This is a genomic window from Pontixanthobacter sp. CEM42, from assembly GCF_017812015.1.
Classification (GTDB): Bacteria; Pseudomonadota; Alphaproteobacteria; order Sphingomonadales; family Sphingomonadaceae; genus Pontixanthobacter.
In genome coordinates this window covers 345,867-359,781 of record NZ_JADQTN010000002.1, presented here as the reverse complement: position 1 = coordinate 359,781, position 13,915 = coordinate 345,867, and the positions used below count along the sequence as shown (strand labels likewise).

Below are 13,915 nucleotides of genomic sequence, written 5' to 3'. Positions count from 1 at the left end.
AGTTGGAGCCGGGCGAAGAGGGCATGGCTATCCCTCTGGGTGTTGGCGATTCTGGTGACGCGCTCATTGCCGAAGAGAGCGCTGCTCATTCGGCAAAGCGTGAAACCTTGGAGCCGGGACGCGCACTGGTTGTTACCGATTTCGCGCCCCCCTCAATCGGGGCTGGCGAGCGCTTGATCCGAATGGCCTACCGCCTTGGCGTGTCGGCCTCGACATTGACATCACCATTTTCCAAACCTGCAAAACCACGCCTTCTGGCGACGGTTACTACACCGCTATCGGGCGAGCGTGCGGCAGGCGTTGCCCTGCGCGCCGGTCACTTCCTAGTGCATGGCGTCAAGGCGCCGATTGCACAGATGGACTTTGCCCCGACCGCGCGCCTGACGCCGCCGTTCGAGCGCGTTGTGCACGGGTTCTCGTGGATGCGCGATCTCGCTGTGTCTGCGCCGCGCGAGCAATGCACTGCTACGGCAGAACGCGTGATGGATGCATGGCTTGATGCCAATGAGAAGCCTGGCAAGAATGCGCCTTGGCACGTGGAGAATGTCGGCCATCGCCTGATGAACTGGTTGGTGCACGCACCGTTGATTTTGTCAGGCAGTGACTCCGACAAGCGGCTGCGGATCATCGAAGCTATGGCGGGCACCGCTCGCTGGCTCGACCGTAATGTCGCTAAGGCGCCTGACCGTATGGGCGAAGTTGCCGGATGGTGCGCGATTGTTGCGGCGGGCTTGCTGATGCCCGAAGGCCGCCCGCGCCGTTTGTTTGGTGAAGCTGGTCTTATCCGCACATTGGGCGAATTGGTCGCTGATGATGGTGGCACATTGTCACGCAGTCCGCTGGCCCAGATGGATGCAATCGCGCTGCTGATTGATCTGTCTGCCTGCTATCGTGCAACAGATCGCGATCCGCCAGAAGCGCTTGATACAATGTTGAATCTGCTGGTTCCGCCGCTGCTTACTTTGATCCATTCGGACGGCAGTCTGTCGAGTTGGCAAGGTGCGGGGGCTATCCGGGCAGACCGGATTGCCGCGTTGATTGATGCGAGCACTGTTCGTGCGCGTCCGCTCAAGAATGTCCGGCAATGGGGCTATCAACGGATTGCGAAGAACAAGACAACGCTGATTTTCGATGCGGCCCCACCGCCCTTGGCGCGCAATGCCCGTTCGGGCTGTGCCTCGACTTTGGCGTTTGAACTGTGCTCGCGGGGGCAACGCATTGTAGTCAATTGCGGCGGGGCGGCCTTTGCAGGGGGGCAAGTTCCCGCGCGAATCGAGCAAGGACTGCGCGCGACCGCGGCGCATTCGACGCTGACACTTGATGATGCAAACTCCACTGCCGTCCATATCAATGGTAAGCTGGGCGCGGGCGTCAGCGAGGTTGAAGTCGACCGCAAGACCATGAAGGTTGAGCAGGGTCTGGCCACGCGGATTGAAGCCAGCCACGATGGCTATGCCGCCCGCTTTGGGCTGAACCATCGCAGGATGTTGATCATGCGCGAAGATGGCAGTGAGCTTCGCGGTGAAGATCTGCTGGTACCGGTCGGTAAAAAGGGCAAGCGCGGCAAGATCGGCTTTGCCATTCGCTTCCATATCGGTGCCGGGATTGAGTTGGGGCTTTCGGACGACAAGAAAGGTGCTGGCTTGGCGCTTCCTGACGGCACCTATTGGCAGTTCCGCCTCGCGTCAGGCGACGATGACGGTGACCTCTCGATAGAAGAAAGCATGTGGGTCGATGGCGGCGGACGGCCGCAGCCGATCCAGCAATTGGTAATTCAAGGTATGACATCGCGCGGCGGAGGACGATTCTCCTGGCTGCTCAAGAAAATGGGATAATTTCGCACAATGACTGACGTCATCATCAAACGGGCCCTGCTGTCAGTGTCCGACAAAAGCGGTTTGATAGAACTGGGCCAAAGCTTGGCTGCGCGTGGTGTGGAGCTCGTGTCGACCGGTGGCACAGCGAAGGCACTGCGCGACGCCGGGCTGGACGTTAAGGATGTGTCTGACCTGACTGGCTTTCCTGAGATGATGGATGGCCGCGTCAAGACCCTCCACCCGATGGTTCATGGCGGCCTGTTGGCCGTGCGCGACAATCCCGAGCATTTCGCTGCGATGGAACAGCATGCAATTGGTGCGATCGATCTGGTGGTGGTGAACCTCTATCCCTTCGAAGCAACCGTTATGCGCGGCGCCGAGCGGCCTGAAATTATCGAGAATATCGATATTGGCGGACCAAGCATGGTACGCTCAGCGGCGAAGAACCATGCGTTTGTGACGATTGTCACTGATCCCGCTGATTACGGCACTTTGACTGAAGAGCTGGAGGCCAGCGGCGGCGCGACGTCGATGGACTTCCGCAAGAAAATGGCGGCGAAGGCATTTGGCGCAACAGCGGCCTATGACTCGATGATCAGCCAGTGGTTCGCCTTTGCCGACCAAGGTCAGATGTTCCCCGATATGCTCGCTGTGAACGGCAAGGCGCCAGTCGAGCTCCGCTATGGTGAAAACCCGCACCAAAAGGCTGCACTTTACACTCCTGTCGGACCAGCAGCGAAGGGCATTGCGCAGGCCGAACAATTGCAGGGCAAGGAACTCAGCTACAACAATTATAATGACGCTGATGCTGCTCTGGAGCTCTGCGCGGAATTCGCGGGCGGCGATCCGGCAGTGGTTGTTGTCAAGCACGCTAACCCGTGCGGCGTTGCGCAGCGCGGCAGCCTGCTCGAAGCATGGGAAGAGGCTTTGGCGTGTGACAGCGTGTCCGCCTTTGGCGGCATCGTTGCGGTCAATGTCCCGCTGGACGGCCCCACTGCGGAAGCGATTTGCAAGATATTCACCGAAGTCGTGATTGCACCGGAAGTGAGCGACGAAGCCCGCGCAGCCTTTGCCAAGAAGAAGAATTTGCGCTTGCTCGTTACCGGCGATTTGCCCGATCCGCGGCGCGGCGGCCTCTCGGTTAAGCCGATCACTGGCGGCCTCCTCGTCCAGTCTCGCGACAATGGCGCGATTAGTGAAGCCGATCTGAAAGTGGTGACAGAACGCCAACCGACCGAGCAAGAGCTGCAAGACTGTTTGTTTGCTTGGACCGTGGCCCGCCATGTGAAGTCTAACGCAATTGTTTACGCCAAGGATGGAGCGACGGCGGGCATCGGCGCGGGCCAGATGAACCGCCGCGACAGTTCGCGTATTGCCGCTATGAAAGCCGCAGAAGCTGCCGAGAAATACGAATGGGACGAAAGCCGTGCCGTCGGCAGCGCCGTGGCATCGGACGCGTTTTTCCCCTTCGCTGACGGGCTGCTTGCGGCTGCAGAGGCAGGCGCTACCGCGATCATTCAACCGGGCGGTTCAATGCGCGATGATGAAGTGATCGCTGCAGCGAATGAAGCGGGTCTGGCAATGGTATTCACCGGAATGCGCCACTTCAGGCATTGAGTTTTTGTTGGCCTCTAGCGTCGGCGTTCGCATCCGCTCGCTTTGCTATCCTCGCTTTTGCTCCCTTACGGTCGCTTCGCTGCGGGCGGGCCGCTTGGCCCTATGGCTGCCGCGACCAAGAACGGGCGCGAGATAACTGGCTTGCGCCGATCCGGTCGGCGACTAGCCGACCGCAAGCGCGACCGCGCGCCCGAGCTTATGCGAGGTAGCCAAGGGATGCGGAGGCATCCCGCCCGGCGACTGAGGGACTAAACAAAAAGCGGACGCGAACGCCGACGCTAGAGGCCAAACAAAAATTCTGAAACCTTTCGGCCGTTCCCAACGTATCTCCCTATAACAACAGAGCGTTCACCGGATTGAAAGAGCTGGTGACTACAAGGCGCTCTCGAGATTCGAGAAAGATATTCGCCATGAGCATTTTTAAAACAGATATGCCGCGCAATTTCGCCATCGGCTTCTTGGTCGGTGCGTTCATTGTTGCATTTCAGATCAGCCCAGAGTTGGGCAATCAGCTGCTTCCCGAAGCGGTAGCTGCAACATTCTCGTGAAGCGCGCTCTTTTTCCAATTGCGGCTGCGGCCTTGGCGCTGTCAGGCTGCGCCAGTGAGGCTCTTGCTGCGGAAAATGTTGTCGCAGCGCCTGCTGCAAAGCGTTTCGCCAATGAAGGCCTAGGCCTGAAGACTGCTGTCTTCGCAGGCGGTTGTTTCTGGGGCGTCGAAGGTGTGTTCAGCCACGTCAAAGGCGTGAAGAGCGCGGTGTCCGGCTATCACGGTGGCAACGCGGCGACCGCGACATATGATCAAACCAATACCGGCGTTACCGGTCATGCAGAGGCGGTTCGCATCGTGTATGATCCCAAAGTGGTCCGCTATGATGAATTGCTGAGGATTTTCTTCTCGGTTGTCGCGGACCCGACGCTCTACAACCGTCAAGGCCCTGATCGCGGCAGCCAATATCGCGCAGCTCTCGTTCCTGTGAATGCAGAGCAGCGTAAAGTCGCTTCAGCCTATCTCAAACAAATGGAAGCGTCAGGCAAATGGTCGAGCCCGATTGTGACCAAGGTCGAGCGCTACAAGAAGTTCTACGAGGCCGAAGAATATCATCAGGATTTCATGATCCGGAACCCTACGCATGGTTACATCCGCCGGTGGGACAAGCCCAAAGTGGCTGCCCTGAAGCGGCTTTACCCGTCGCATTACCGGGCAAAATTCGTCCGCAACTAAGCCGGTAAGCTCACAGAGTGGAAACTCTGGCCATAGATCGCTATATTGGCGGTATGGCACAGCACGCACATAACCATCACGAGCATTCGGGCGACAACCTGATTGATGCCGCCCGCGAATCGCTAGTCGCTTCGGGTGAGCAATGGACCAGTATGCGGTCTGATGTTTTTGAAGAGCTTGCGCGGCATGATCGCCCAGCTTCGGCCTATGACATTGCTGACAACCTTTCTGCCAAGCGTGGCAAGCGGGTTGCACCCAATAGTGTGTATCGGATCCTCGACCTGTTCGTCGGTAATAATCTGGCGCTGCGAGTAGAAAGCTCCAACGCATACCTTGCTAATAGTCATCCAGGCTGCACGCATGATTGCATTTTTCTGGTTTGCGACGAATGCGGCGAAGCAACGCATATCGATAATGATGATATTTCCAGCAAAGTACGCGGCGTTGCGGATGGTGCAAAGTTCAACACCCGCCGCCCGATCATCGAGATTCGCGGGATTTGCTCCAGCTGCAACTAGCGTTTCGGCCTGCTCGGTACGCGGCAGGCTAATTATACTTACTGTGAAGTTAAGCCTGCCACTTATCACTCGGTCAACGCATAGTGACCGAGTGGACTGCTATGATCGGTTGGCTTCTTTGTTTCATCTTCATGCTGTTGGCGTTCGGTTATTTGTTGGGCGCGCGAACCTCTCGTGAGCGTGCCTATGCGCAGGGCGCTCTCGGCAGATATCTGTCGGCGAGTGTAGCGCAGGAGATTATCGATGACCCGCACAAGCTCTCACTAGATAGCGAGGAGCGTGGACTGTTCATGCTGTTCACGGACCTTGAGGGGTTTACGCAAGCGAGCCATCATCAATCCCCGCGCACGACCGCGCGCATCCTCAACCGGTATCTCGATGAGATGTGCGACGTGATTCTCCAATATGGCGGAACCATCGACAAATTTGTCGGCGATTCAATCGTTGCATTCTGGGGCGCGCCACTCGCTCAGGACAGTGATGCCAATCAAAGCGTTGCCTGCGCCTTGGCCCTGCAGGACTGCGCCGAGAAGCTGAGGCGCGCGTTCGCCCTAGAAGGCGAGCAGCTCGGTCGAACGCGCATCGGACTGCATTATGGGTCGGTCATTGTCGGGAATTTTGGCGGGAAGAAACGGATCCAATATACTGCGCTAGGCGACGGTATGAACACCGCAGCGCGGTTGGAGGGGGCCAACAAGCATCTTGGCACTGCGATTCTGGTGAGCGAAGATGTCCGCCGGCAAGCTCCTGCGATCACCTACCGGCCGATGGGCAGGGTTGTGCTGGCAGGCGTGGGAACCGCGCTTGATCTTTATGAACCGCTTGCAGATGAACACGCTGGATATGCTACGCAAATTGACCGGGCAATGACTCAAGTCGAGCAAGGACAGGGCGAGGGTGCCGAATCGCTCCAAGCGATGTTGCAGGAACACCCAGCGGATCTAGCATTGGAGCGGCTGGTCGGCCGTCTACACATTATCGAACAGGGCCGCCCGTTCGTGCTTGCATCGAAATAGGGTCAGCGGTGAATTGTGCATTTTTATCGATAAAGCGTTCATCGACAGTTTTGTTTTCGCGGTGTAGAGCGTTGTTATGACTTCACGACCTGACACGCCGCTGCTCGATACTGTCGATACCCCAACAGATCTCAGAAAACTGAAACCCGAAGAGCTTCGGCAACTTTCTGACGAATTGCGAGATGAAATGATCTCCGCAGTTGGTTCGACGGGAGGACATTTGGGATCGGGTCTGGGTGTGGTCGAATTGACGGTCGCAATCCACTATGTGTTCAATACGCCTGAAGACCGGTTGATCTGGGATGTTGGCCATCAGGCCTATCCGCACAAAATTTTGACGGGACGTCGTGACCGGATTCGCACTTTGCGTCAGGGTGGCGGCCTTTCTGGCTTCACCAAGCGCAGCGAAAGTGAATATGATCCGTTTGGTGCTGCGCATAGCTCGACTTCGATCTCGGCTGGGCTTGGTTTTGCGGTTGCCAACAAGCTGAACGACAAGCCGGGGCGGGGCATTGCTGTAATCGGTGACGGAGCGATGAGTGCTGGCATGGCCTACGAAGCGATGAATAACGCTGAGCAGGCGGGCAACCGGTTGGTGGTCATCCTTAACGATAACGACATGTCGATCGCGCCGCCGGTTGGCGGGTTGAGTGCCTATCTCGCGCGGATGGTTTCCTCGAGCGAATATCTCGGTCTTCGCAGTCTTGCCTCGAAGATGGCCTCCAAACTGTCGCGGCGGGTCCACAAATCACTGGGTACGGTTGAGAGCCATACGCGCGGTATGGTCACCGGTGGCACGTTGTTTGAAGAGCTCGGCTTCTACTATGTCGGTCCGATTGACGGTCACAATCTCGACCATCTTCTGCCGGTTCTCGAGAATGTTCGCGACAGCGAGCAGGGTCCGATTTTGGTCCATGTCGTAACGACCAAAGGCAAGGGCTACGAACCTGCCGAGAACAGTGCCGACAAATATCATGGCGTGGCAAAGTTCGATGTGGTCAGCGGCAAGCAGGATAAAGGCCCGGGCGGCGGTCCGCCAAACTATCAAAATGTATTTGGCGAAACCTTGGCGAAGCTGGCGGAAACCGATCCCAAAATCTGCGCAATTACCGCTGCGATGCCTTCGGGCACCGGCGTTGATAAGTTCGCGCAGGCGCATCCCGATAAGGCGTTCGATGTCGGTATAGCCGAACAGCACGGCGTGACCTTTGCCGCTGGCTTGGCCGCGCAGGGCATGCGGCCGTTTGCGGCAATATATTCGACATTCCTGCAGCGCGCATATGACCAGATTGTCCATGACGTGGCGATCCAGAATCTGCCGGTGCGCTTTGCAATTGACCGTGCCGGTCTGGTTGGCGCGGATGGCGCAACCCACGCTGGCTCGTTCGATGTGACCTACCTTTCTACGCTTCCCAACTTCGTGGTTATGGCGGCGGCTGACGAGGCCGAACTCGCGCATATGACCTACACAGCTGCGGAGTATGATGATGGCCCGATCGCGTTCCGCTATCCGCGCGGCGCGGGCACCGGCGTTCCCATTCCGGAAAAGCTCGAGAAGCTCGAAATCGGCAAGGGACGAGTTGTTCGTGAGGGCAATAAGGTTGCACTCCTGTCCTTGGGCACGCGTCTGGCCGAAAGTCTGAAGGCAGCAGACGAGTTGGAGGCCAAAGGTCTCTCCACGACGGTCGCAGACCTTCGCTTTGCCAAGCCGCTCGATACCGATCTGATCGAACGGCTGATGCGAACGCATGAGGCGGTGATTACAATCGAAGAAGCTGCAATTGGCGGGCTTGGCGCGCATGTGCTGACTTTCGCGAGCGACAATGGCCTGACCGATACAGGCTTGAAAATCCGGACCATGCGCCTGCCCGATATGTTCCAGGATCAGGACGCACCGGGCAAGCAATATGACCAAGCTGGCCTCAATGCTCCGGATATCGTCGACACCGTTTTGAAAGCGCTACGTCACAACAGCGCCGGGATCGAAGAAGCGCGGGCGTAAGTTAAATGCGCTGGCTGATCGGTGCGGTATCGGTTGCGGTCATTGTCTATCTGGCAGTGGCGGCGCTTCTCTACTTCCAACAGGGCCGGATGATCTATCCTGCGCCTCAGGATGTGGTTCCTTTGCCAGAGGGGTTTGAGGAAATCGCATTGCAGACCAGCGATGGTCTGACGCTTCGCTCTTTCTATCGATCTGCTGAAGAGGGGCAGCCAACGGCGGTTTACTTTCATGGCAATGGCGGCACTTTGCTGGGTAGTGCTGCGGCGACATCGCGCATGGGCCAGAAGGGGTATGGGCTGCTGCTGGTCGAATATCGCGGCTATGGCGGCAATGAAGGCGAGCCTTCCGAGGGCGGGTTTTATAAGGATGGTCGCGCTGCATTGGCATTCTTGGAGGCACAGGGCATCCGGCAGGATCAGACCATTCTGATCGGGAACTCGATTGGCAGCGGTACTGCAACGCAAATGGCAACCGAAATTCGCCCGAAGGCGCTCATCCTCGCTTCGCCCTTTACCAGCGTTCCGGACGTTGCGAGCGCGGCTGTGCCATGGATGCCAGTGCGAATTCTCGTGCGCGATCGGTTCGATAACGCGGCTAAGCTGCGGGACATCACAGTGCCAGTTCTGGTCCAGCATGGCTCAGCCGATACAATGATCCCGCCAAGCCATGGCGAGACATTGGCGGATCTAGCACCCACTGGGACATTCCAGATATTCGATGGCGCTGGTCATGATCTGATCTTCGATCCCGAACCGCAATCGGCACAATATGTGTGGCTGACCGAGTTGGATGCGGGGATCGCTGCATCACAAGTAGCGGCCGAATAGGAAACCGATATGTCTCTTCTGACGATTTCCAACGCTAATCACGTGACGACTCTGACGCTCAATCGGCCCGATGCGATGAACGCTCTCGGCGCGGACGGCGATGGCAACGAATTCGTTGCGGCGTGCGATGCCATCAATGCCGATCCGGATGTGCGGTGCGCTATTCTGACCGGCGCGGGCAAGGCGTTCTCGGCAGGCGGTGATGTAAAGGCCATGCGCGAGCGCTCCGGCAATTTTGGCGGAAATCCGGTCGAGATTGCAAATGGCTATCGCACCAATATCCATCTTATCCTGCGAGCGCTGTATGGCTTGAAAGTGCCTTTGATTGCGGCGGTCAATGGCGCGGCTATAGGGTTGGGATGCGATCTGGCGTGTCTGGCGGATATGCGAATTGCTTCGGATCGAGCTAAATTTGGAGTCACCTTCCTCAAGCTCGGGATCATTCCCGGTGATGGCGGCACTTGGATATTACCGCGTGTGATCGGTGAGGCGCGTGCGGCAGAGCTATTCTACACCGGTGATGTGATCGACGCGGCGAAGGCGTGCGAATGGGGCCTCGTCAGCCGCGTGGTAGATAGCGGCAGCTTGATGGATGAAACTGAAGCGCTTGCGGCCAAGATTGCAGCAATGCCGCCGCATGCTCTGCGTCAGACCAAAAACCTGCTGCGCCAAGGGCGGTCGATTACTTATGATACGGCGCTGGAACTGGCTGCCAATACGCAGGCGTTAATGCATCACACCGAAGACCACATGGAGGGAATCGACGCTTTGCTGGAGAAGCGCCTGCCTGATTTCAAAGGGTCCTAGCGCTTCTGCTCAACCTGACCCGTCGGTACGATTGTACCCTGCGCGCTTGCGACAAGTTTTGATGCGCCGTCATCCTCCTCGGCCCACACATCTGCGCGCACGACGACCTGCCGTTTGCCCGCTTTGATGACCGTCCCCTTCGAGCGGAGCTTTGTCCCGATAGCGGGCGCAAGAAAATTGATCGTGTAGGATCCGGTGACCACATCGCCGACAGCGCTTGCCGCGGCCCAAGCGCAGGCATTGTCGGCCATTAGCCCTACGATTGCGCCATGGGCGAAGCCGTGATGTTGAGTCATCTCGTCGCGGAGAACGAGCTCTAATTCTGCCTCGCCGCCCCAAACCGTAATGGGTTCGACGCCGAGCCAGTTGGAAAAGCCCGAGCGTTTGACGGCAACCTCCCTCATGTATGCAATGGAGGCTTCAGGGGAATCGAAACGCGATGCGGTCATGGTGACACTCCAAAGTCTATAAAGCAGACTTAATGGCACTTGCATGACCTAGGATCAAGTCTGTAATGCAGACTGATGAAGCGTTATGAAGCCTCCCGCTCACCATGCCCGATTGGCCGGGCTTCTCGCATCTTGGGTGACAGATGGGTCTTGTTGATTCTGCGCGAGGCATTTCTGGGCGTGTCGCAGTTCGAAGAGTTCAAGAACCGCTTGCCTATCAGCCGCGCCACCTTGTCATCGCGGTTGGCGCTGATGATTGAAGCGGGTCTGCTATTGCGCGATCCGCCTGACGCGAAGCGCGCGTGCTATCAGCTAACCGAAGCGGGTCATGCGCTGCAGCCTGCATATTCTGCGATCAGCGATTGGAGCGCGGAGCACCTGTTCGGTGGCGATGAAAAGCCGCGCGATTGGAATGTTTCAGAGTAAGAATGTGGTGCTGCTAGCGCCCCTTGATGCCCAGCAACTCGATGGTGAACAATAGGGTCGCACCTCCGGGGATTGGGCCGCCGCCGCGTGTGCCATAGGCAATCGAAGCGGGCGCGGCGATTTCGATAGTATCCCCAACAGTCATTTGCGGCACAGCCAGCTGCCAAGCCTCTATCAGTCTGCCGAGCGGGAATGTCGCGGGCTGACCACGGTCGTAGGAACTGTCGAACGTCGTTCCATCGATGAAGGTTCCTGCATAATGCAGTGTGACCGTATCTTGGACCGTGGCGCGCGCGCCGGTCCGGTTGCCTTTGACGTGGCGCCACAGCAGGCCGCCCTCAATCCAGCGCCAGCCATCCTTGTAAGTCCGCTCCGCCAATGCAGCCTGCTGCGCATTGTGCCAGGCAGCGCCGCGTTCGGGCTCAACGGCCTCGTCCTCGGTTTCTGCGTCTTGTGCCTGTGCCGGTATTGCGCTGAACATCACAGCGCTTAGCGCCGTGGTGAAAATCTTGTGCATTATGTGGACCCTTATTGTCTTGGCTTACCAGTCATAGGCTTTTGGCAGATTGCTCTCATCCAGATCGCGATACCGATCACGCAAGCGTGTCTGATGATTGCTGAGTGGCTGCTCAACGCCATCAATGAACACTCGCGTCGGATTCGACGATAGCTCAAGCGGATCACCGTCCCAAATCACAACGTCGCCCATCGCACCGGCGCGTAATATGCCTGCCTTACCGCCCAATCCGCTGATCTCTGCCGGTATGGAAGTGATCGAAGCGAAGGCCTGACCCCAGGTCAAACCGCTGGCGCGCGGCACTTTGCGTAACGCGACGAGATTTCCGGCATATTGGGTCAAATTGCGTGGCTGTTCGAACGCGCCAACGCCGCCGATAGCCACTTTCACACCTGCTTCGGTCATCCGTCCGATGTTGCTTTGTGTCGCTGCGAGCTGCTCAAAGCTGGAGGGCAGATCATCGAGCGGATCGGCGAGCACTGGAATGCCCGATGCAGCAAGTGCATTTGCCACCAGCCAACCTTCGCTCGCGCCCAGCAGAACCAAGTCCAGCTTGGCGAACTCTTGCTTTAACGCAATGACTTTGCGGATATCCGATGCCCGTTCGGCATGGACGTAGAGCTTCTGCTTGCCTGAAATGACCGGCACCAGCGACTGGACATCAGGCCGGGTCAGCAAGGCATCCTCACCTTCCCAATCACCCGCGACATAGGCTTTTGCCTCTGCCATCGCGTTGCGCAGCTCAAGGTTCGAAGCGGTGCGTCCACCACCGGCGATACGCGCCCCGCGTTCGCCCAACACCACCATTTGGAATGACCGCGCCTGCGTGATCGGATCGGGATCGACGCCAAGATCAATCGTTGCGCCTTGCCCGGCAAAGATCGAGTCTCCAGGAGCATGGGCCACGGTCGCGCGGGTTACACCGCCTGCACGGCTGACTGAAATATGCTCTGAGGCGGGATTAATCGCCTGGCTAATATCAAGCGCCGCACTGAAGCGCGAATTGCTCGCACCCGCATCATTGCTGTTGCTGACCCCGCTAACGTCGAACACACCGATATCGGTGACGGCTGCGAAGATACCTGGGGTGACCCATTTGCCAGCACCATCGATGGTCTCCATGCCTGCCGGAACAGTCACGCCTGTTCCGGCTGCGACGACCTTGCCGCCACGGACCAGAACTGTGGCGTTTTCAATCGGGGCGCTTCCATCACCGGTAGCAACAGTAGCGCCGGTGATAGCGATATCCTGCGCTGCGGCGGGGACTGTAAATGCGAATGCCGAACATGCGGCTGCTAGTTTGAAAAGACGCTTCATTTCACATCTCCTTCACCGGGTTGGCCAAGCTCGAAATCGCTCACCGGCCTGCGCTTAGGATCATTCGCATCGTATAGCATCGCACCATCGACCCAGACTTTCTCCGGCCGCGAATAAACGCTCAGTGGATCGCCGTTCCACAGCACGACATCAGCCATCTTACCGCTGCTTAAGCTGCCGGTCATATCGTCGATCCCCATCGCTTTTGCTGCGTTGAGTGTAAGCCAAGAAATTACCGTCGCATCGGAAATATCGATGCCCATTCGCTTGCCAGCGGCCTGCGCTTTGGAGGCTTCCTGATTGAGCCGCTGAATGCCGTTCTCGTCATCCGAATGGATCACCACGCACGCATCCGCATTTTGCAGCAAAGCGGCGTTCTCAGGAATTCCGTCATAGCTTTCCATCTTGAAGCCGTACCAATCGGCCCAGATGGCTGAGCAGGTGCCCGCATCTTTCAGTAGATCACCGATTTTATAGGCCTCAACCGCATGATGAAACGCGCTTACTTTGTAGCCGAACTCTTTGCTCATATCGAGCACCAGAGCCATTTCATCGGCGCGGTAGCAGTGATTGTGGATCAGAATATCACCGTCGAGAACGCCGGCCAACGTTTCCTTGGCGAGATTGCGGTTCTCTCGGTCACCATCGGCATATTCTTTGGCATCAAGCCAAGTCTGCCGGTTGACCGCGAAATTGCCCATCCGCGTCGACGGCATGCGGCCGCGATTGCCATAAACGCGTTTCGGGTTTTCACCGCAGGCCATTTTCATGCCGTAAGGAGCGCCCGGGAATTTCATCCCCTGGACGGTGCGGCTCGGGACGTTTTTGAGCGTTACCGTGCGGCCGCCCATAAGGTTCGCAGAGCCGGGTAGGATTTGCAGCGCAGTGATGCCGCCATTGGCCAACGCGCGGCTGAAGCCGGGGTCTTGCGGCCAGACCGAATGTTCGGCCCATACTTCGGGTGTGGTCGGGCTGGTCACTTCATTACCGTCCGAATGCGCTTGGACAGAAGGGCTGGGATAGTCGCCCAAATGGCTATGGATATCGATGATACCGGGCGTCACGAATTTCCCGCTCCCATCGATCCGGGTGTAGCCCGCTGGAATCGCAAGATCGGCCCCGCCAATTTCGACAATTTTGCCGTCTGCGAACAAGACTGTGCCGCCATCGATCTGGCCGCCAGCGCCATCGTAGATTGTGGCACCAACCAATGCGGTCGGTGCGCCCGGATAAGGGGTGTAGGTTGAAGCGTAAGGTGTCTCCACGCTTCCTGCCGAGGCCGGCGTATCTGACACACTGGCCGGTTTTGATTGGCCGTTAGCGGAACATGCAGCGAGCGCCACCGCGCCCCCCAGAACGGTTAAGGCACGGTAGCGCATC

The 13,915-nt window shown here is 57.9% G+C and carries 14 protein-coding genes; 10 read left to right on the top strand and 4 right to left on the bottom strand.

Annotated elements, in window-relative coordinates; translation table 11 throughout:
* The first annotated feature begins 23 nt into the window (after positions 1-23).
* From J9777_RS11670 to J9777_RS11630, 9 genes are all read left to right on the top strand, one after another.
* Entirely contained in the window at positions 24-1,835 is a 1,812-nt protein-coding gene (locus J9777_RS11670; RefSeq protein ID WP_209349553.1) for a heparinase II/III family protein, read from the top strand.
* 9 nt (positions 1,836-1,844) lie between these two features.
* Positions 1,845-3,434 (top strand): bifunctional phosphoribosylaminoimidazolecarboxamide formyltransferase/IMP cyclohydrolase, encoded by a 1,590-nt coding sequence (gene purH, locus J9777_RS11665; RefSeq protein ID WP_209348996.1) that lies wholly within the window; start codon positions 1,845-1,847, stop codon positions 3,432-3,434.
* 410 nt (positions 3,435-3,844) lie between these two features.
* Positions 3,845-3,982 (top strand): hypothetical protein, encoded by a 138-nt coding sequence (locus tag J9777_RS11660; protein WP_209348995.1) that lies wholly within the window; start codon positions 3,845-3,847, stop codon positions 3,980-3,982.
* On the top strand, positions 3,979-4,656 hold the full coding sequence (gene msrA, locus J9777_RS11655; protein WP_209348994.1) for a peptide-methionine (S)-S-oxide reductase MsrA: 678 nt from the start codon (positions 3,979-3,981) through the stop codon (positions 4,654-4,656). The genes J9777_RS11660 and msrA overlap by 4 nt, the downstream gene beginning before the upstream one ends.
* Positions 4,657-4,709: 53 nt before the next feature.
* On the top strand, positions 4,710-5,174 hold the full coding sequence (locus J9777_RS11650; RefSeq protein WP_209349552.1) for a transcriptional repressor: 465 nt from the start codon (positions 4,710-4,712) through the stop codon (positions 5,172-5,174).
* A 101-nt stretch (positions 5,175-5,275) separates the two neighbouring features.
* On the top strand, positions 5,276-6,190 hold the full coding sequence (locus J9777_RS11645) for an adenylate/guanylate cyclase domain-containing protein (protein WP_209348993.1): 915 nt from the start codon (positions 5,276-5,278) through the stop codon (positions 6,188-6,190).
* A 76-nt stretch (positions 6,191-6,266) separates the two neighbouring features.
* Positions 6,267-8,192, top strand: a complete 1,926-nt coding sequence (gene dxs / locus J9777_RS11640) for a 1-deoxy-D-xylulose-5-phosphate synthase (protein ID WP_209348992.1) — start codon at positions 6,267-6,269, stop codon at positions 8,190-8,192.
* 5 nt (positions 8,193-8,197) lie between these two features.
* Positions 8,198-9,019: an alpha/beta hydrolase gene (locus tag J9777_RS11635; RefSeq protein ID WP_209348991.1), complete on the top strand. Its 822-nt coding sequence runs from the start codon at positions 8,198-8,200 to the stop codon at positions 9,017-9,019.
* A 9-nt stretch (positions 9,020-9,028) separates the two neighbouring features.
* A complete protein-coding gene (locus J9777_RS11630) occupies positions 9,029-9,826 on the top strand; it encodes a crotonase/enoyl-CoA hydratase family protein (RefSeq protein WP_209348990.1) in 798 nt (265 codons plus the stop codon).
* Here J9777_RS11630 and J9777_RS11625 read toward each other — a convergent pair.
* Positions 9,823-10,275 (bottom strand): PaaI family thioesterase, encoded by a 453-nt coding sequence (locus tag J9777_RS11625; protein ID WP_209348989.1) that lies wholly within the window; start codon positions 10,273-10,275, stop codon positions 9,823-9,825. The two genes, J9777_RS11630 and J9777_RS11625, sit on opposite strands and share 4 nt — an antisense overlap.
* 75 nt (positions 10,276-10,350) lie before the next feature.
* Between J9777_RS11625 and J9777_RS11620 the strand changes: the two genes are divergently transcribed.
* Positions 10,351-10,701 carry a helix-turn-helix domain-containing protein gene (locus J9777_RS11620; RefSeq protein WP_209348988.1) on the top strand — a complete coding sequence of 117 codons (351 nt, stop codon included), beginning with the start codon at positions 10,351-10,353 and terminating at the stop codon, positions 10,699-10,701.
* Positions 10,702-10,714: 13 nt separating this feature from the next.
* Here the strand turns inward: J9777_RS11620 and J9777_RS11615 are convergent, their stop codons facing one another.
* Genes J9777_RS11615 through J9777_RS11605 form a run of 3 tightly spaced genes read right to left on the bottom strand, consistent with a single transcriptional unit; the run spans position 10,715 to position 13,914 of the window.
* Positions 10,715-11,218, bottom strand: coding sequence for an FKBP-type peptidyl-prolyl cis-trans isomerase (locus tag J9777_RS11615; protein WP_245228719.1), 504 nt, complete (start codon positions 11,216-11,218; stop codon positions 10,715-10,717).
* Positions 11,219-11,242: 24 nt separating this feature from the next.
* Positions 11,243-12,535, bottom strand: a complete 1,293-nt coding sequence (locus tag J9777_RS11610) for an amidohydrolase family protein (protein ID WP_209348987.1) — start codon at positions 12,533-12,535, stop codon at positions 11,243-11,245.
* Complete coding sequence (locus tag J9777_RS11605) at positions 12,532-13,914, bottom strand: amidohydrolase (RefSeq protein WP_209348986.1); 1,383 nt, start codon at positions 13,912-13,914, stop codon at positions 12,532-12,534. The genes J9777_RS11610 and J9777_RS11605 overlap by 4 nt, the downstream gene beginning before the upstream one ends.
* Between the last annotated feature and the right edge of the window lies 1 nt (position 13,915).

Bases quoted from the DNA above. Each gene is read 5' to 3' on its own strand.
- J9777_RS11670 (WP_209349553.1), top strand. From the start codon at position 24: ATGGCTATCCCTCTGGGTGTTGGCGATTCTGGTGACGCGCTCATTGCC.
- purH (WP_209348996.1), top strand. From the start codon at position 1,845: ATGACTGACGTCATCATCAAACGGGCCCTGCTGTCAGTGTCCGACAAA.
- J9777_RS11660 (WP_209348995.1), top strand. From the start codon at position 3,845: ATGAGCATTTTTAAAACAGATATGCCGCGCAATTTCGCCATCGGCTTC.
- J9777_RS11650 (WP_209349552.1), top strand. From the start codon at position 4,710: ATGGCACAGCACGCACATAACCATCACGAGCATTCGGGCGACAACCTG.
- J9777_RS11645 (WP_209348993.1), top strand. From the start codon at position 5,276: ATGATCGGTTGGCTTCTTTGTTTCATCTTCATGCTGTTGGCGTTCGGT.
- dxs (WP_209348992.1), top strand. From the start codon at position 6,267: ATGACTTCACGACCTGACACGCCGCTGCTCGATACTGTCGATACCCCA.
- J9777_RS11635 (WP_209348991.1), top strand. From the start codon at position 8,198: ATGCGCTGGCTGATCGGTGCGGTATCGGTTGCGGTCATTGTCTATCTG.
- J9777_RS11630 (WP_209348990.1), top strand. From the start codon at position 9,029: ATGTCTCTTCTGACGATTTCCAACGCTAATCACGTGACGACTCTGACG.
- J9777_RS11625 (WP_209348989.1), bottom strand. From the start codon at position 10,275: ATGACCGCATCGCGTTTCGATTCCCCTGAAGCCTCCATTGCATACATG.
- J9777_RS11620 (WP_209348988.1), top strand. From the start codon at position 10,351: ATGAAGCGTTATGAAGCCTCCCGCTCACCATGCCCGATTGGCCGGGCT.
- J9777_RS11615 (WP_245228719.1), bottom strand. From the start codon at position 11,218: ATGCACAAGATTTTCACCACGGCGCTAAGCGCTGTGATGTTCAGCGCA.
- J9777_RS11610 (WP_209348987.1), bottom strand. From the start codon at position 12,535: ATGAAGCGTCTTTTCAAACTAGCAGCCGCATGTTCGGCATTCGCATTT.
- J9777_RS11605 (WP_209348986.1), bottom strand. From the start codon at position 13,914: ATGCGCTACCGTGCCTTAACCGTTCTGGGGGGCGCGGTGGCGCTCGCT.